The organism is Marinobacter sp. NSM, from assembly GCF_052380025.1.
Taxonomy (GTDB): domain Bacteria; phylum Pseudomonadota; class Gammaproteobacteria; order Pseudomonadales; family Oleiphilaceae; genus Marinobacter.
This window is the reverse complement of record NZ_JBQTCK010000001.1, coordinates 52,955-69,103: the sequence shown is the minus strand read 5'-3', so window position 1 is coordinate 69,103 and position 16,149 is coordinate 52,955. Positions and strand designations below refer to the sequence as shown.

18 protein-coding genes are annotated in these 16,149 nt (G+C 58.4%); 2 read left to right on the top strand and 16 right to left on the bottom strand.

Going from position 1 to position 16,149, the window contains the following annotated elements; all coding sequences use genetic code 11:
* Positions 1-21 precede the first annotated feature (21 nt).
* From ccmI to ccmA, 9 genes are read right to left on the bottom strand one after another with little or no spacing between them, the layout of a single operon-like run.
* Positions 22-1,299 (bottom strand): c-type cytochrome biogenesis protein CcmI, encoded by a 1,278-nt coding sequence (gene ccmI, locus ACTZWX_RS00340; protein WP_444712267.1) that lies wholly within the window; start codon positions 1,297-1,299, stop codon positions 22-24.
* Positions 1,300-1,347: 48 nt separating this feature from the next.
* Entirely contained in the window at positions 1,348-1,818 is a 471-nt protein-coding gene (locus ACTZWX_RS00335) for a cytochrome c-type biogenesis protein (RefSeq protein WP_444712266.1), read from the bottom strand.
* Positions 1,818-2,354 carry a DsbE family thiol:disulfide interchange protein gene (locus ACTZWX_RS00330; protein ID WP_444712265.1) on the bottom strand — a complete coding sequence of 179 codons (537 nt, stop codon included), beginning with the start codon at positions 2,352-2,354 and terminating at the stop codon, positions 1,818-1,820. The genes ACTZWX_RS00335 and ACTZWX_RS00330 overlap by 1 nt, the downstream gene beginning before the upstream one ends.
* Positions 2,351-4,357 carry a heme lyase CcmF/NrfE family subunit gene (locus ACTZWX_RS00325; RefSeq protein WP_444712264.1) on the bottom strand — a complete coding sequence of 669 codons (2,007 nt, stop codon included), beginning with the start codon at positions 4,355-4,357 and terminating at the stop codon, positions 2,351-2,353. Before ACTZWX_RS00325 ends, ACTZWX_RS00330 begins: the two co-directional genes overlap by 4 nt.
* Before the next feature lie 36 nt (positions 4,358-4,393).
* A complete protein-coding gene (gene ccmE, locus ACTZWX_RS00320) occupies positions 4,394-4,873 on the bottom strand; it encodes a cytochrome c maturation protein CcmE (protein WP_444712263.1) in 480 nt (159 codons plus the stop codon).
* A gap of 14 nt (positions 4,874-4,887) precedes the next feature.
* On the bottom strand, positions 4,888-5,124 hold the full coding sequence (gene ccmD, locus ACTZWX_RS00315; protein WP_444712262.1) for a heme exporter protein CcmD: 237 nt from the start codon (positions 5,122-5,124) through the stop codon (positions 4,888-4,890).
* Positions 5,125-5,127: 3 nt separating this feature from the next.
* A complete protein-coding gene (gene ccmC, locus ACTZWX_RS00310) occupies positions 5,128-5,871 on the bottom strand; it encodes a heme ABC transporter permease CcmC (RefSeq protein WP_444712261.1) in 744 nt (247 codons plus the stop codon).
* Between the two features lie 59 nt (positions 5,872-5,930).
* The gene (ccmB, locus tag ACTZWX_RS00305; RefSeq protein WP_444712260.1) at positions 5,931-6,656 is read right to left on the bottom strand and encodes a heme exporter protein CcmB; all 726 of its coding nucleotides are present in this window, start codon (positions 6,654-6,656) and stop codon (positions 5,931-5,933) included.
* The gene (ccmA, locus tag ACTZWX_RS00300; RefSeq protein ID WP_444712259.1) at positions 6,649-7,284 is read right to left on the bottom strand and encodes a cytochrome c biogenesis heme-transporting ATPase CcmA; all 636 of its coding nucleotides are present in this window, start codon (positions 7,282-7,284) and stop codon (positions 6,649-6,651) included. Before ccmA ends, ccmB begins: the two co-directional genes overlap by 8 nt.
* A 135-nt stretch (positions 7,285-7,419) precedes the next feature.
* Between ccmA and fliK the strand changes: the two genes are divergently transcribed.
* Entirely contained in the window at positions 7,420-8,817 is a 1,398-nt protein-coding gene (gene fliK / locus ACTZWX_RS00295) for a flagellar hook-length control protein FliK (RefSeq protein WP_444712258.1), read from the top strand.
* Entirely contained in the window at positions 8,814-9,131 is a 318-nt protein-coding gene (locus ACTZWX_RS00290) for an EscU/YscU/HrcU family type III secretion system export apparatus switch protein (protein ID WP_444712257.1), read from the top strand. Before fliK ends, ACTZWX_RS00290 begins: the two co-directional genes overlap by 4 nt.
* Here ACTZWX_RS00290 and ACTZWX_RS00285 read toward each other — a convergent pair.
* The 7 genes from ACTZWX_RS00285 to motD form a co-directional block, all read right to left on the bottom strand.
* Positions 9,117-10,220: an ATP-binding protein gene (locus ACTZWX_RS00285; protein WP_444712256.1), complete on the bottom strand. Its 1,104-nt coding sequence runs from the start codon at positions 10,218-10,220 to the stop codon at positions 9,117-9,119. The two genes, ACTZWX_RS00290 and ACTZWX_RS00285, sit on opposite strands and share 15 nt — an antisense overlap.
* Positions 10,217-12,496, bottom strand: coding sequence for an ATPase, T2SS/T4P/T4SS family (locus tag ACTZWX_RS00280; RefSeq protein ID WP_444712255.1), 2,280 nt, complete (start codon positions 12,494-12,496; stop codon positions 10,217-10,219). The genes ACTZWX_RS00285 and ACTZWX_RS00280 overlap by 4 nt, the downstream gene beginning before the upstream one ends.
* Positions 12,497-12,522: 26 nt before the next feature.
* A complete protein-coding gene (locus ACTZWX_RS00275; RefSeq protein ID WP_444712254.1) occupies positions 12,523-12,915 on the bottom strand; it encodes a DUF2802 domain-containing protein in 393 nt (130 codons plus the stop codon).
* 65 nt (positions 12,916-12,980) lie between these two features.
* The gene (locus ACTZWX_RS00270) at positions 12,981-13,469 is read right to left on the bottom strand and encodes a chemotaxis protein CheW (RefSeq protein ID WP_072677648.1); all 489 of its coding nucleotides are present in this window, start codon (positions 13,467-13,469) and stop codon (positions 12,981-12,983) included.
* A 153-nt stretch (positions 13,470-13,622) separates the two neighbouring features.
* A complete protein-coding gene (locus ACTZWX_RS00265; protein WP_444712253.1) occupies positions 13,623-14,378 on the bottom strand; it encodes a chemotaxis protein CheW in 756 nt (251 codons plus the stop codon).
* Positions 14,371-15,168, bottom strand: a complete 798-nt coding sequence (locus tag ACTZWX_RS00260; RefSeq protein ID WP_444712252.1) for a ParA family protein — start codon at positions 15,166-15,168, stop codon at positions 14,371-14,373. The genes ACTZWX_RS00265 and ACTZWX_RS00260 overlap by 8 nt, the downstream gene beginning before the upstream one ends.
* A gap of 187 nt (positions 15,169-15,355) precedes the next feature.
* Complete coding sequence (motD, locus tag ACTZWX_RS00255; RefSeq protein ID WP_444712251.1) at positions 15,356-16,138, bottom strand: flagellar motor protein MotD; 783 nt, start codon at positions 16,136-16,138, stop codon at positions 15,356-15,358.
* Between the last annotated feature and the right edge of the window lie 11 nt (positions 16,139-16,149).

Below are 16,149 nucleotides of genomic sequence, written 5' to 3'. Positions count from 1 at the left end.
GGCCGCAGAGGATCCGAAGAATCAGTTGGTGAGTTCCTGATTGATCACCAGCTGAACGGGCTCACCTTGGGCATCCGATGACAGCACCTGGGCCTCTACCCTGCCCTGCCAGTCTCCTGGCTGCGGGTTAACACTGCCGCTGCGACTGAGGCGCGCAATAATCACCACGTCCTGCTCGGCCGAAATGGTGGTTTCCGGTGACATCGCGTAGCGATCATCCAGCCGGATATCTGCCGGCAAGGCGCCGGCGGTCAGGCGGGCAACCGCCACCGGTGCCCCCTGGCTGGTGCCCGCTGACCGGGCAAAAATGAACAATACAGTATCGGCAGGTACCTGGCCCTGAAGATCTTCATCCAGCGATACCCGTAAAGAAACACCCGGGCCACTCGCCGACACGGGCTCGGCCGGCTCCTCAGGTGCTGAAGGCTGCTGACCGAGGCGCCGGTAGGACTCGTCAATACCACCGCGGATTGAGGCAATCTGCGGGTGATCCGGCGCCACCTCCACAATCCGCTCCCAGTATTCAATGGCCCCCTGATAATTCTGCTGGCTGAAGGCACTGATACCCAATAACCCCAGCGAGTTCACCTCGTCCGGGTTCAACGCCTGTGCCGCTTCGATGGCCTCCACAATCTCCGGAGTCATCTGGCCTTCAGTGGTAAAAAATAAGGCCTGGGCAGACAGTCCATAAGCCACCGCACTGGAAGCAGGATCTTCTTCAACGGCCTCAGCCAGCCTGCGGAACGCCTGGGCAGCGTCCTCGTAACGTTCAATGCGCATGTAGGTCTGGCCCAGCATGGCCCAGCCATCCGGGTTATCGGGATTGGCCTCCAACCGGTTACGCAACTGTTCAGCCAGCTCGGAAACCCGTGCTACCTGTTCACCACCGGACGCGTTCATCTCCTGCATCGTCAGGTACTGCTCCACCTGTTCCATGGCACCCCAGCGATCATAGGCCAGGAAGGTGCCAGCAGGTAACAACAACACAACGGCCAGGGCAACCACCATGGCACTGCGACGGCCGGGGATGCGCTTCTCCGGAACCTCATCTTCCGGAACGTCGTCCAGCATGGCGCCAGCCAGCTCTTCTTTCAACAGCTGGTAGTTTTCATCGTCCAGAACACCTGATTCATATTCGTGCTCCAGCTCTTTCAGTCGGCTGCGATACGCCAACAGGTTCTGGTTTCTGAGGTCGGTCTCCTGGCGCGCTTGCGGACGGTGAAAAAAGACCGGGTAAAGTACAAACGCCAAGGCAAAGAGAATGAGTACCGTTGCGGCAATCCAGAATGTTTCGGTCATGGAGTTATCATCACAGTTGAAAAGAGTTTGCAGAGATCAGCGGAGTGTTCACCGATCCTCATCGGCCAGTATTCGATTGACCCGCGCTTTTTCATCCGGGCTCAAGGTTGGCGCCGCAGAATCTCGACGCCGGGAGCGCAGTACAACGCCAGCAACGATCAGCACACCACCGAACACGGCGATGGCTGGAAACGCCCAGAGCACAATAGTGCGTCGATCTACCGGGGGCTTGTACTTAACGAATTCCCCGAACCGGTCAACCAAAGCACCGACAATCTCCTCATCCGTTGCGCCAGCCTGCATCATCAAGTACACCTGATCGCGCATATCCTTTGAGATTGGCGCGTTGGAATCAGCAATGTTCTGGTTCTGGCATTTCGGGCAACGAAGCTCAGCAATAAGGCTGCGAAAACGCTGTTCCTCAACCTGGGTATCGAAATCGTAAAATTCTGGTGCCTCAGCCCGGGCCGACGTTGAAAACACCAGCAACGCTGCAAGTAAAATCGGCACGAACCGCATCAGCCAGCCCCCCTTGCCTGATTGATGACCGGTAGCAGTATCTCTTCCCATACCCGTTCGTTAACCACACCTACATGTCGATAGCGAACAACACCCGCTGCGTCGATCACGAAGGTCTCCGGGGCACCGTAAACCCCCAGATCGAAGCCAAGTGTGCCTCGTGGATCGAAGATGATGGCCTGGTATGGGTCACCTAGGCGCCCCAGGAAACGGAACGCGTTGTCCCGCTGGTCCTTGTAGTTAAGACCGATAATGCGAACACCCTTGTCTTTGGCAAGCCACATCAGGTATTCATGTTCGTCCCAGCAGGCCGGGCACCATTCGCCCCAGACATTGAGCAGTGCCACCTCGCCCTGGAACACGGACTGATCCAGCATCTCACCAGGCTCGTGCAGGCTCTCCAGGCTAAACTCGGGAACCGGCTTGCCGATCAGTGCCGATTCCAGCTCCGTGGGATCTTTGCCAATGCCCGCCGCGAGAAAGACACCAACAGCCACAGCCAGCACCAGGGGCAAAAACAGCATCAAGCGCTTCATGTGCCAGCCTCCACCGGCTTCCCGCTCGACGTATCCGCTTTTGTCTTCGGATCAGTCAGCCCAGCCGCGGCCTTCACCCGGATCCGGTAACGCTTGTCTGAGATAGCCAGGAAACCACCAATCGCCATTATCAGTGACCCCAGCCATAACCACCGGACCAGAGGCTTGTACTGCAGGCGAATGGCCCAGGCATCGTCGGTGATGCGCTCACCGATGGCTACAAACACATCCCGCAAGAATCCCGCATCAATGGCTGCCTCGGTCATCACGCTCATGCCCACGGGGTAATTGCGTTTCTCGGGGTGCAGGTTGGCGACCTGCCTGCCATCAACGAAGACATCAAACTCACCGTACTGGGCAGTAAAGTTTGGACCCTGCCGCTCTCCGATGTAATTGAACACCACGGTATAGCCACCCACTTCTGCGGCGTCCCCCGGCACCATGCGTACATCCCGCTCGATACCATAATTTGACACCACTGTGGCGCCGGCCATCACCATGGCCATACCAAGGTGCCCGAGCACCATGCCGTAATAGCTCCGCGACTGGCGCTTCAAGCCGCGCCAACGGCCGTTCCGGGATGCAGACTTGTCCCACAGGTCCCAGATCGTAGCCAGGGTTACCCAGGCCGCCGCGAACACGCCAGCGAATGCCCAAGGCGCAAAACTACCGTAAACCAACATCACCGCGGTTGAAACCAGTATGCTGACCGCCAGGGGCCAGAGCAGTTTTCGCCCCATCCAGCCGCCGTCTGTTTTTTTCCAGCGCGAGAAGATACCGGCCCCAAGCAGCAATCCGGCAGCCACAGCCATAGGGCTGAACGTCGCGTTAAAGAAGGGTTCGCCAATCGACAACTTGCCCATGTTCAGGTAATCGAGAACCAGTGGGTAAAGCGTGCCAAGGGCCACTAACAGGGTCGCTGCCACCAGCAACACGTTATTGAGTAAAAGGAAGGTTTCCCGTGACAGGGAACCATAACGGGACCGCACGTGCACCACAGGCGCGCGGAACGCATACAGTGTGAGGCTACAAACGACGGTAATACCCAGCAGCGCCAGAAGGAAGGTTCCCCGCTCGGGATCATTGGCGAACGAATGCACCGACGTGAGAACACCGGACCGAACCAGGAAGGCGCCCAACAGGCTCAGTGAGAAGGTGACAATCGCCAACAAAACTGTCCAACTCTTGAAAACGCCCCGTTTTTCAGTCACCGCCAGTGAATGCATAAGAGCAGTGCCGGACAGCCAAGGCAACAGAGAGGCGTTTTCCACCGGATCCCAGAACCACCAGCCACCCCAGCCAAGTTCGTAATAGGCCCACCAGCTGCCCAGCGCAATACCAAGCGTCAGGAATGACCACGCCACGGTAGTCCAGGGCCGAGACCAGCGCGCCCAGGCCGCATCCAGTTTGCCATTAATAAGAGCGGCGATGGCAAAGGCAAAGGCCACAGAGAAGCCAACGTAGCCCATGTAAAGCATAGGCGGATGCAAGATCAACCCGATATCCTGCAAAAGCGGATTAAGGTCCCGACCGTCGGCAGGAATGTTTGGCAGAATGCGCTCGAAGGGGTTTGAAGTGATGATGATAAACAGGAAGAACCCAACGCAGATCATTCCCATCACCGACAGCACCTGCGACACCATGACAGACGGAAGCTTTCGGCTGAACACAGCCACCGCCAGGGTCCAGCCCGCCAGCATCAGAATCCACAGTAGCAAAGAGCCCTCATGCCCTCCCCATACGGCACTAAATTTGTAGTACCACGGCAACATGCTGTTGCTGTTATTCGCCACATAAGCAACGGAAAAGTCATCCACCATGAAAGCATGGGTAAGCACCGCGAAAGACAACCCGGTGAACACAAACATGCCAGCAGAAAGCGGGCGGGCAAACGCCTGCAGGCTGTCACGGCCAGTCAATGCCCCGGCTAACGGGACGACAGAAAGGAGTACTGCCAGCAGCAGCGCGATAATCAGTGCAAGCTGTCCGAGTTCCGGATACATCGGGTTCCTCCAGCAACGGGGATCGGGGGTGAATAATTAGTAAGCGGCGGATTCCGCGGCCTTCTCTACGTCGGTAGCCTTATGCTTGCCCATCGATGCTCGTTCCAGAGCCTCGGCTACTTCCGGTGGCATATAGGTCTCATCGTGCTTGGCCAACACCTGGTCAGCAACAAACCGGCCGTCCGCATTGAGTCGCCCCATCGCAACAACGCCCTGACCTTCGGCAAACAGATCCGGCAGGATACCCACATACTCCATGGACACAGATGAGGCATAATCGGTCACCCGGAATTCTACCTTAAGGCTCTCCGGATCACGCACCACGCTGCCCTCTTCTACCATGCCGCCAGCCCTTATGCGAACATCCACCGGCGCCTTGCCATCAGCGATTTCAGTTGGGTCGTAGAACAGATTGATATTCTGGCGCAACGCATAGGTCGTCAGGCCAACGGCGATGGCAAGCCCGGCTACCAGGAACAACACAATGGTCAGTCGCTTTTTACGAATCGGATGCATGAATTACCTGCTCTTCAGTCTTGGGGAATTTCAACTCGGGTAAAGGTTGCCGATGCGTTGCCCGGTGCCCTGGCCGATGCCCGGCTTTCTGTCTCATGCCGGCGCCGGCAGTCTTCGAGGACCACTCGATTCCGCTTCACTGACCAGATCATCAAACCACCTAGCAGAACGGCAAAGACCGCGTAACATACCCACACGTAGGGTCCGTGGCCTTCCATCACCATAAATGCTGAGAACGAATCAAACGCCATCGGTTATTTCCTTCCTGCCAGTACCATATCTTTTACCCACCGGGTTCTCTGCTCTCGAATCAGGATCTCAGTTTTCATTCTGATACAAGCGAACCAGCCGAACAGCAGGTAAAGGCCCAGTACAGAAAGCAGCAACGGCATCCACATTTCCATGGGCATGGAAGGCTTTTCGGTCAGCTTGAACGTGGAGGGCTGGTGCAGCGTATTCCACCACTCCACGGAGTATTGAATAATCGGGATATTTACTACCCCCACCAGAACCAGAACCGCGACGGCCCGAGCGGCAGACTTTTCATCATTAATGGCCCGGTCCAGGGCAATGGCGCCGCCATAAAGGAACAGCAAAATCAGCATGGAGGTCAGGCGGGCGTCCCAAACCCACCAGGTGCCCCAGGTAGGCTTGCCCCAGACAGCACCGGTAAAGAGCGACAGGAACGTGAACACGAGCCCGACCGGCGCTATGGCTTTGACAAAAACATCTGCCAGTTTCATGCGCCATACCAGAGTCACCACTGCGGCGATCGCCATAGAGACATAGATCGACTGGGCCAGGAAAGAGCTGGGCACGTGAATGAAAATAATCCGGTAGCTATTGCCCTGCAGATAATCCTTGGGCGCAAAAGCCAGACCCCAAACCAGTCCCGCCGCCAGCAGGAGCAAACCACCGGCCAGAAGCCAGGGCATAAACCGGGTTGCAATCCCGAAGAACCACTTGGGGGAACCCAATTTGTGAAACCATTGCCACATCAGTTAGTCACCGTCTTACTGTTCACTGTTCGTTTTGCCGGCGGGCGCACCCGGGGCGTTTAACTGTTGGACATACTGATCCGCAACGCTGCCGCGGAAGCGAACGGGGCCAATGTCAGGGCCAGCACCAGAAATGCCCCCATCAGGGCCAGGTAGCCGGCCACCGGCGCACCTTCTGCCGCCGCTGCCACCGTGCCGGTACCGAAAATCAGCACGGGAATGTACAGCGGAATAGTCAGTAATGACAAGAGCACGCCCGCAGAGCGCAGCCCCAGTGTTAACGCAGCACCAATAGAACCAATCAGGCTGAGTACCGGTGTGCCAATCAGCAGCGTTAGACACAGAATTGCAACAGAGTTCCCGTCCAGATGCACCATTACGCCCAGAACCGGTGTCAGCACCACCAACGGCAGGCCGGTGAGCATCCAATGCGCCAGTGTTTTTGCCAGGATGAGCAAGAACAGCGGCTGTGGCTGCAACACCAGTTGCTCCAGGGTGCCGTCATCAAAATCATGCCGGAACAGATGATCAAGTGATAACAGCACCGACAACAGCGCCGCCACCCAGAGAATGCCCGCCCCGGACTGCTTCAGAAACCCCACCTCGGGGCTGACACCAAGGGGAAACAGGGTGACAACCATGACAAAGAACAACAGGGGGTTAAGCAGATCCTGGCGCTGCCGGAACGCCACTCTGACATCGCGAGCGAACACCGCCGCCATGGCGTTGACAGGCCCGACGCCCTGTTCCACCGGTTTTATCAGATGATGGGCCGAGCTATTCATCACACTGCCCCCCGCCCAAGGTAATACGCCGCATACCTTCAACCTGAAGGTCATGGTGGGTGGTGACCAGAATAGCGCCACCCTCGGCCGCTCGCTGCCTGAGCAGGGTTTCGATGGCCTGAACGCCATCCGCGTCGATGGCGGTAAATACTTCGTCCAGCAACCACAGGGGCTCGTCGGCGATCAGCAACCGGGCCAGCGCGACCCGGCGCTGCTGACCTGCCGAGAGGTTGCGACAAGGAACATGTTCATAGCCCGCCAAACCCGTGCCGGCCAGGGCTTGCTCCAACACCTCGTCACTGACCGGGCGGCGGCCCGCCATCAGTGCCCGCAGGTTTTCCATCGGCGTCAGCAATGGTTTGATACCAGGCCGATGGCCCAGGTACAGGGTGTTTCGGTGAAACGACTCGCGATCATACCTCCGGGGTTGCCCGCACCACAGAATGTCTCCAAACCAGGCATCGTTCAAACCCGCGAGAATACGTAGCAGAGTGGTTTTACCTGAGCCATTGGGGCCCTCGACACGGGTGAGCGTACCGGGCACTATGGAGAAAGACAGATTTTGGAACAACAGGCGCTCATCCCGTTCACACTCGAGATCAACCGCCTGTAGTAACGGCTCGGACATCGTGGCCCCGTTTCAGGACGAAGGATGCGCAGCAGGCATCGGGTGCATGGATGAAGGTCACGCAGGTACCAACATGAAATCACGGCATTCACAGCCAGCGCGGCGTATTATAACGAAAGCGTTACCGGAATACTCTTGCCCGACATCAAATCCATGACAATGAAGCTGAACGGCGGACAACCTCCAGTCAAAACACCGGACGCGCCAGCGGCCCGGAGCTCCTCCGGGCAGGCTACCCCTGAACTTCGGGACGGTGCAACGTCTGTGCCCCGGGCAGACCCGTTCAAATCTGCACAGCAGCAGCTAATGCAACTCGGGCTCAGCAATAATGAAACCGCCCTGGCCCGGGTGGCCGACATTATTCAACAGAAAGGTGGTGGCCATGAGCTGCTTCTGGAGTTGCGTGGCCGTGCCTTAGCGGTGTCGACCGGCCCGGATTCCGCAGGCCTGTCCGCAGGCGATCTGATCAAGGTGATGCGGGCCGGCAACGAGCTGCGACTACTTGGCAAACTGGCCCCGGGCCCAGACGCCAGTATTGCGCGGGCACTGGCCCAGAGGCTGCCCTGGCAACAGAATTTACAGGCCGGGCTCGGGCAACTGCTGCAAAGTCTGACCAGTGGATTGAAGCCTGCGCTACAACCTGGCCAACCACCGGTCGGAAATGCTACCCAGCCCTTGCCTGCCCTGGCCCAGCAACAACTGCAGAACCTGCTTGCTAGCCTGCCTCGCTCGGATGCCCTGGCACCCGGCGTGGGCAAGACCGATGGTATTGCCCAACAGGTCCGGCAATGGCTAACCGAAAGTGGAGTTTTCGCAGAATCCAGGTTATTGCATTCCAGCCCGGCCCAGGGTTCGCCGACCGATCTGAAGCTGGCCCTGGCTCGGGTTGCAGATGCACTCCTGGCTGCACAGGGCCAGGGGCCTGAACACTTCAATCGGCTGACACCGCTTGCAAGCCACGACCTGGTTCAATCACCTCTGCAATTCCCGAATACCACTGGCCCTTCATCAACCAGCACGGCCGAACCGCTGTCGGTGGCACAAGCCCTGCGCCTGCTGGCCGGCATGCTGAACCGGATTACCGTCAATCAGCTCCATAGCCAGGTGCTTACTGCCAGGGCCGGTGCCGAACCCGGCACACCCACCAACACGCTACTGATCGAATTGCCCTGGCTAACGCCGCATCAGGAACCACGAATGGCTCAACTGCGGCTGGAACAATATGAAAGGGACGAGGCGTCTGCCAAAGCCACCGGTCATGCCACTGTCAGTGAATGGCGGCTGGCGCTGTCCATGGATCTGGACGAAGCCGGGCCGCTTCACTTCGACGTTTCTTTCCGGTATCCGTCCGTCAGTGCACAGGTGTGGGCGGAAAAGCAGAGCACCCTGCGCCAGGTACACGAAGAACTGCCGCTGCTTCGGCAGAGCCTGACTGACCTGGGGCTGGAGGTAAAAGACCTGGATTGCCGGCGCGGCAGCCCCCAGCGCACACAAACCCGACTGGAACACCGACTGGTGGACACCAAGGCATGAAGAACAAACAGACTGACACAGCCATACCGGCAGCCGTCGCCCTGAAATACGATGGCGAGCGGGCACCGGTTATCGCAGCAACCGGGACCTGGGAACTGGCGGAAGAGATTATCCGCATCGCCAGGGAGCACGACGTGCCGCTGTATGAAAATGCCGAGTTGGCCAGCATTCTCGCCAGACTGTCGTTGAACGAAGAAATCCCGGAAGAGCTTTACCGGATGATTGCGGAAATACTCGCTTTCGCGTTTCACATTCGGGGCCGGACGCCCGGAGACGCCCGGCCAACCGAGGGCAGCGCTTCAGTTAATCAGTGAGCGCAGGGCCCAGGCCTGCTGCCAATGATCCCCTTTGCGGGGCGCCACTGCGGTCTCGAAATAGTGCTTCAGGCGCCGCCGGTCTTCCGGCTGATCCTTGAGTGCGGAACCAATGATGTGGTGCATCAGGTGCTCCACGGTCATGGCTCCGCCACCGTAGTACCAGGCATTCAGGCTGGCCGCGTGGGCCACCGAGACAGCTTCGGCGGTTGAAAGGGCGGCGCCCGCAAGGCGGTCGGTGCTTCGTCCATCCAGGGTCTGGCCGTTGCGCAATTCGTGAAACAGCGTCACCAACACCTCAACCACTGGTTCATCCAGCGCCACCTCGACACCGGCACGCCGATTCGCCTTGGCCACCTCACGAAGGACTACGTCCATTTCATCAGCCAGGTGGCGGATAGGCCGGATTTCTTCGAAATCCATCCGACGCTTGAGGGCGGCACTCATACTATGCACGCCCTCATCGATGCTGTTCGAGGTAGCCACCAGATTGAACCCTTCCCGAGCCAGGATGACCCCTTCCTCCCCGGCCAGTTCCGGAATCACCACAACCCGGTCAGACAATACCGACAGTATGGCGTCCTGCAACGACTGAGGGCAGCGGGCGATTTCTTCGAAGCGAACCAGGCGCCCTTCCATCATGCCCCGTAGCAATGGTGTTGGCACCAGGGCGTTCAGGGTTGGTCCTTCACTGTGCAGAATCGCTTCGTTCCAGCTGTACAACAACTGACTGACCTGGCTGATAGCGCCGCCTTGAAGGGTCAGTGTCGAATTGCCGGAGATCGCCGCCGCCAATAGCTCAGACAACCAGGACTTGGCTGTGCCGGGTTCGCCGACCAACAGGCAACCCCGACTGGTGCACAGGGATATAATGATACGGACTACCACACCGCGATCGGCGACGAACTTGCGTTCGATACCCAGCTTGTCATCGCCCAGCAGGAATTTCTCCACCCCACGGGGGGACATCTGCCAACCAGGTGGCACTGGCCCCGAGTCCATGGCGATCAGTTTTTCGAGCTCTTCCCGATAGGTCACTTCGGCCGGCTCCCTCTGGGCCGAGCGTGTGGCTTGTTTATTGTGTTTCATCCGATACTCCTGCGACCGCCGCGAACTTCCGGCGCCATACGCTCTCTCGGCAGGATGCGCGGCAGCTCCGACAGCGGGATAATCCCTTCAATAACGTGATCCAGTGCGGTGTCCCGCATGGTCACCAGGCCGGCATCCAGGGCCCGCCAACGCAGCTCACCGATGGGGGGCTGGCTGGAAATGGCATTTCGGATATCGGTTTCCACTTCCATATACTCAACAATTGCCACTCGCCCCTGGGTGCCACGGCCGTTGCATTTATCGCAGCCTCTTCCCTGGAAACACCGGAAATCTGCAGGCGCGCCATCCGGAAACACCTCGGCCATAATGGCAGGGTCCGGTTTGGCCGGTTTGCGACAATGTTTGCAGATACGTTTGGCCAGGCGCTGGGCAATCACCGCCAGCAGTTCACCGGCGATAGAGTTGGGGTGAACCCCGAGATCGTACAGGCGCTGGAGGGAATCCACAGCGTCGTTACAATGCAGTGTCGAGAGCACCACGTGCCCGGTCTGGGAGGCCCGGATAGCTTCCAGAGCAGTCTCCTGGTCCCGGATTTCGCCCACCAGAATGACATCCGGATCTTCCCGAACGAACGCTCGCATGGCATCCGCAAAGCTGAAACCAATGTCCGCACGCACGCGGGTTTGCTGGATGTTCTCAATGGAATACTCGATGGGATCTTCCACCGTGATCACTTTACGGCGGCCGTCATCGGCGAGGGTCTGCAGGCCCGCATACAAGGTTGTGGATTTACCCGACCCGGTCGGCCCAACCACGAGCACCAGGCCCGCCGGGTTGTCCAGCAAACGCTGGTAGCGGCTGCCAATGGCCGGTGACATACCCAGCTCGGCGATGGTCATGGCCCGCCCGGTCTGGGGTAACAACCGAATAATGGCATTTTCGCCATGCAACGATGGCTGGGTCTGGATTCTGAGATCGTACGAGGTATCTCCCAGCTGCAACCGGGAGCGCCCGCCCTGGGGCAAACGGTGTTCGGCAATATTGAGCTCGGCCCGCAGCTTGATGACGTTGATCACACCCCGGATTTCACGGGCAGACAACTGGTACTGGGGAAGGTCGCGTAACTCGCCATCCACCCGCAAACGGATGCGAACCCGGTTCTCGTACTGTTCGATATGTATGTCGCTGGCTTTCTCACTGACCGCGTCCAGCAAGATGGCCTCATACACTGAGACCAGATAGGGGCTGATACTCCGGTTGTGGCCCTTCTCCTCTCCCAGCAGGTCCCGGGACCGGGCGTTCTCGTTTTCTGGAGCGGCCTTGCCGTGCTCTGCGACAAACCGGCTGCCCTTGACGGTCAGATCCAGGGCTGACCAAATCCTTCGGAAGTCGGTCGGCGTAACCAGAAGGCAGGTGATACTGTGCCTGGGTGTCAGGCGTTCCAGTTGATCGGTACGGGCGTCAGGGTCGTCGGTGACCACCGTCAGGCTGCCGTCTTCCTCCGCCACCGGGATCATCCGGGAAAGATCGAGGAACGTTCGGGAGAACCGCCTGAACAGTTCGGTTTGCAGGGTGCCAAGCACTTCGTCAGCATCCGTGAAGGTCATTCCCCGTTGTTGGGCCAGGGACCGGTAAAGATCAATCTCTTCCAGATTCAGCTTGCTCCGGACCACGTCCAGAATACGCTCGTTCTTCTTGGCCGCTTCTACCCTTGCTTGCGCCAGAATAGCCTCGTCCACAATACCCAGATCAATCAGGATCTGCTCGGCATTGCGGTTGAAATCCACCCAACCAAGGGTTCTAACCCTCTCCATTCGTGTACCACTGCGCTGGAACATGGCCAGACTTGGTACCGGCCCCGCCCGGCCTTCCAGGCACACCAGCTTGCCGCCGTCACGTAACGCTGTCACCAAAGCCGCAGGCTCGGGAATAAAGGTGGTACACAGGATCAGGTCACATAACTCGTCGGTCGGTACGCCACGACCCGCATCAGCCGTCAGCACCTCAATGTTGTGTTTGCCCCCGAGGGTAAATCGCTCTCTGGCTTTTTCGGCGATGACCGGATTGCGATCCACGTACAGAACCCGGTACGCCAGCTCGGACAGCACGGCAGTGAGATAGCCGGAACCACCGCCGATGTGCATAACCACGTGATCAGGCTCAATCTCCGGGCACAGTGCCAGAAGATGTTCAACGGTTTCTTCCTTGGGAATGGAATGGCCGGTAATTGACGGGCCAATATCAGCACCGGAGACGAACGCCCGACGGTCTACAGCGGTGAGAGCCTCGGCGGCTCTCGGGTAGAGTTTCTTCATTCAGCAACGCCTGTGACTGCTCTGAATCAGGCCGCCTGACGCTTCTTCAACGCGGACACCAGTTCGGCCTCGGGGCGGGATATTCCGCACGTATTCATAAGATCGTCGATATCCGCACCAAGATCAACCAGGCGAGCCGCTTCGTCGTAGGAAATTCTCAGCGGGTCGTTCTGGCGCATTTCATCCAGGGCGTTCCGCAGCTCATGCAGTTGCCGCTCGCAGGCCACCAGGCGTTGGCCTACCCCCATGCTGCCACTGGTCGTGGCATGCAATTCACGACCAAGGGTGTCGCAACGCTGTTTAACGGAAGCCCGCAATGCGCGGATCTGACGACCATGGATGATGCCCTGAACCAGGACAAGGCCAATCGCGATTGCAGTCAGGCCCCAGGGGAGCCAGGAAGGAATGGTATAACTCATGACAGACGTCTCCCTTGTGTGTCACCACGGAAGACGTCCATCGGGAGCGCTGGAAGGACAAGCCCTTACAGCGATGCGATTTCAGCCCACTCGTGGTCTGACAACATTTTGTCGAACTCGACGAGAATAATCAGCTCGCCATTCTTGTTGCACACGCCCTGGATAAACTTGGCACTTTCCTCGTTACCCACGTTCGGTGCGGTTTCAATTTCACTGGCCTTGAGATAGACCACTTCCGCCACTGAATCCACCAGAATACCCATGACCTGGCTGGAAGATTCCATTACCACAATGCGCGTGGCGTCCGTCACTTCTGCGTCCGCCAGGCCGAAGCGCCGACGGGTATCAATAACCGTAACCACGTTGCCCCGCAGGTTGATGATGCCCAGTACGTAATCCGGAGCACCCGGTACCGGAGCAATCTCGGTATACCGAAGTACTTCCTGGATCTGCATCACATTGATGCCATAGGTCTCATCATCCAGGCGGAAGGTCACGTACTGCAGTACCTGATCATCCTGGGCCTGATTCACTTGTCCGCTCGGGGATGCCATAGCGCTCTCTCCTTTTCGGCTGCCCGGCGGGCAACCTGATCGTCAAAAATTCATCATCAGTGCCCAATACTATAGTTAAGGGCACAAACCGTGCCAGCCTTACACGGTTTCTTTCAGTAACTAATCTGTACAGTTTCTGCCTGTGCGGTCACCTTAACTCAGATCCAGATGGTGTTCCCGCTCCGCTCTCACCAACAAGTGCGCCATGGTTCTGACATCAATCAGTGCGCACATGTGATCAATTACCGTGCCGGCCAGCCAGGGCCGCTTGCTCCGCGCGGTGCGCCAGCGAACCTCATCCGGTTTGAGGGTGAACGACTGGGCGACATCGTCACAGGCCAGGCCCCAATCGCTGTCATCCAGACGGATAACAAACCGATAGTTATCCCTGGCACCGGCGGGAACCCGCCCGGCCATGATCCACTCTGCGGTGTCTACCACCCGCAGGTTATGGTCCCTGTCAGGGCGAATTCCCATGTACCACCGGGGACTGCCGGGAATCGGCCGGATTTCCTCTTCAATTCGATGAATGGCACCAAGCAACACCAGGGGTACGGCAAGTTGCAGGCCTGCCACCGTAAAAATCAGACACTCAAAAGGCCCCTGAGACCAGTCTGGCCGAGTCGGTGGTTCTGTGCTGTCTGCCGACGGCTCCGGGGTAGTCACCACGGTGGCCTCCGGCGGTGCCTGCGGCGCTTCCTCGATAACCGGTACAGGCTCTGGTTTCGCGATCTGGACGGGCTTTTCCCGTACTCTGGCTTTGGTTTCGGTCTTCGGCGTCGGCGCCAGCTGAACCTTTTCGGGCTCTTGTTCCTTTACACTGCTGGTTGCCGTGTGCAGAAGTTCGTCGAGGTAACTGGCGATCGCCGCGTCGGGCGTGGCCAGCTGTGTCATTTTTTTGTCAGCCATGCTGCCGCTCCCTCGTGGTAGCGGTCAACGCCAGAACATCGTCAAGCAGGTGCCGGTAGGCCCGAACACCATGAGTTTCCGCATCCAGTACGGAGGGGATGAGACCGGCCTGGCTGGCATCCCGGAATTTGGTGTCCACCGGAATGGCAAAACGCCAGAGGTTATCGCCGTAGGTTTTACGCAGCAGATTCAGGCTCTTCACGGAGGCCTGGGTGCGGCGGTCGTAAAGCGTAGGCACGATGGTGTACGACAATTCGTTCTTCTGGGAACGCATTATCATTTGCAGGGTGTGCAGCATACGCTCCAGGCCCTTGATCGCCAGAAACTCCGTCTGCACCGGGATAATCAGGTGCTGGGCCGCCGCCAGGGCATTGACCATCAACACGCCCAACGACGGCGTGTTGTCGAGAATCACGTAGTCAAAGTCATCCCAGAGTTGCGCCAGGGCCCGGGAGACAATCAGCCCCATGCCCTCCACGCCAATCATCCGTCGCTCCAGTGTGGCCAGGGCGGTGCTGGCCGGTAGCAGCGACAGGTTAGGACAACTGGTCTCGGTAATCAGCTGGGCAGGCAAGCCATCCGGCACCTTGCCCTGGTGTTGAAACAGATCGAATACGCTGTGCGCCAGCGAATCCGGGTCATACCCGAACCAGCTGGTCAGAGAGCCATGGGGGTCCAGGTCGACCACCAGCACGCGCTTGCCGCGTTCGGCCAGCAACCCGCCGAGGGCTACCACCGAGGTTGTCTTACCTACACCACCTTTTTGATTGGCTACAGCCCAGATACGCACGCTTGTTACTCCAGTTTGGCTATGCCCGACAGAAATACCGGCCGCTACTGACCATATCGGCACGCGGACCCGAAACTTGACTGTCCGCTGTCCGTTTTACGCGGCAAGCCTTTGCCGATCCGGATGATAAAAAGACTGTAATACAGGAAGCGTGCCAGTTCGGCCATACGCATCTGCCACCGATAGATCAGCGAACGGCACCTCGAATACTGGCGTCTCGGGAAATCAGAAGTACAACCCGGCGATTACGCCGCCGCCCCTCCTCGGTATCGTTTCTTGCCACCGGTTGGTACTGGCCGTAACCCACTGCTGCCAGGCGCTCGGGCTCGACACCTTCCATCATCAACATGCGAGCGACCGCCGATGCCCTGGCACTGGAAAGCTCCCAGTTGGACGGAAACCGGCTGGTTCTGATTGGTTGATTATCGGTAAAACCTTCCACCTTCACGGCGTTATCCCGGTTGCGAAGCACTGTCGCGATTTTTTCGATGACCTGGAAGGCATCATGGTGGGGTTCGGCGTCGCCACTACTGAACAGCATGCTGTTTGGCAGGTTTAGCTCCAGCCAGTGTTCATTGGTTTCCAGGCTGACCACGCCCTGACTGATCAGTTCATCAAACTCCATAGTCAGTTGATCTGCCATGGTTCTGAGGGCTTGTGTGCGGCTCTCGGCATCCAGTTGAGGATTGCGAGGGGCTTCGGTGACCGGCGGGGGAATGACGTCTTCTGGTGAACTGGTCCGTACCCGCAGTGGCTGGTCGCCCACCTGGACCGGCTGCACCGAGCGCTGGGGTGCGTTAAACACGCCTGTCAGGGTTTCGGACAGAACTTTGTATTTGCCCTCGTTAACCGAGGACACCGAGTACATGACGACAAAAAAAGCGAACAGAAGCGTGATGAAATCCGCGTAGGAAATCAGCCAACGCTCTTTGTTGTGCAGGTCATCCTGGGGTTGTCTGCGCCGACGCATAGGCTATTCCG

Excerpts from the sequence above, each read along its gene's own strand:
- ccmI (WP_444712267.1), bottom strand. The coding sequence starts at position 1,299 with ATGACCGAAACATTCTGGATTGCCGCAACGGTACTCATTCTCTTTGCC.
- ACTZWX_RS00335 (WP_444712266.1), bottom strand. The coding sequence starts at position 1,818 with ATGCGGTTCGTGCCGATTTTACTTGCAGCGTTGCTGGTGTTTTCAACG.
- ACTZWX_RS00330 (WP_444712265.1), bottom strand. The coding sequence starts at position 2,354 with ATGAAGCGCTTGATGCTGTTTTTGCCCCTGGTGCTGGCTGTGGCTGTT.
- ACTZWX_RS00325 (WP_444712264.1), bottom strand. The coding sequence starts at position 4,357 with ATGTATCCGGAACTCGGACAGCTTGCACTGATTATCGCGCTGCTGCTG.
- ccmE (WP_444712263.1), bottom strand. The coding sequence starts at position 4,873 with ATGCATCCGATTCGTAAAAAGCGACTGACCATTGTGTTGTTCCTGGTA.
- ccmD (WP_444712262.1), bottom strand. The coding sequence starts at position 5,124 with ATGGCGTTTGATTCGTTCTCAGCATTTATGGTGATGGAAGGCCACGGA.
- ccmC (WP_444712261.1), bottom strand. The coding sequence starts at position 5,871 with ATGTGGCAATGGTTTCACAAATTGGGTTCCCCCAAGTGGTTCTTCGGG.
- ccmB (WP_444712260.1), bottom strand. The coding sequence starts at position 6,656 with ATGAATAGCTCGGCCCATCATCTGATAAAACCGGTGGAACAGGGCGTC.
- ccmA (WP_444712259.1), bottom strand. The coding sequence starts at position 7,284 with ATGTCCGAGCCGTTACTACAGGCGGTTGATCTCGAGTGTGAACGGGAT.
- ACTZWX_RS00290 (WP_444712257.1), top strand. The coding sequence starts at position 8,814 with ATGAAGAACAAACAGACTGACACAGCCATACCGGCAGCCGTCGCCCTG.
- ACTZWX_RS00285 (WP_444712256.1), bottom strand. The coding sequence starts at position 10,220 with ATGAAACACAATAAACAAGCCACACGCTCGGCCCAGAGGGAGCCGGCC.
- ACTZWX_RS00280 (WP_444712255.1), bottom strand. The coding sequence starts at position 12,496 with ATGAAGAAACTCTACCCGAGAGCCGCCGAGGCTCTCACCGCTGTAGAC.
- ACTZWX_RS00275 (WP_444712254.1), bottom strand. The coding sequence starts at position 12,915 with ATGAGTTATACCATTCCTTCCTGGCTCCCCTGGGGCCTGACTGCAATC.
- ACTZWX_RS00270 (WP_072677648.1), bottom strand. The coding sequence starts at position 13,469 with ATGGCATCCCCGAGCGGACAAGTGAATCAGGCCCAGGATGATCAGGTA.
- ACTZWX_RS00265 (WP_444712253.1), bottom strand. The coding sequence starts at position 14,378 with ATGGCTGACAAAAAAATGACACAGCTGGCCACGCCCGACGCGGCGATC.
- motD (WP_444712251.1), bottom strand. The coding sequence starts at position 16,138 with ATGCGTCGGCGCAGACAACCCCAGGATGACCTGCACAACAAAGAGCGT.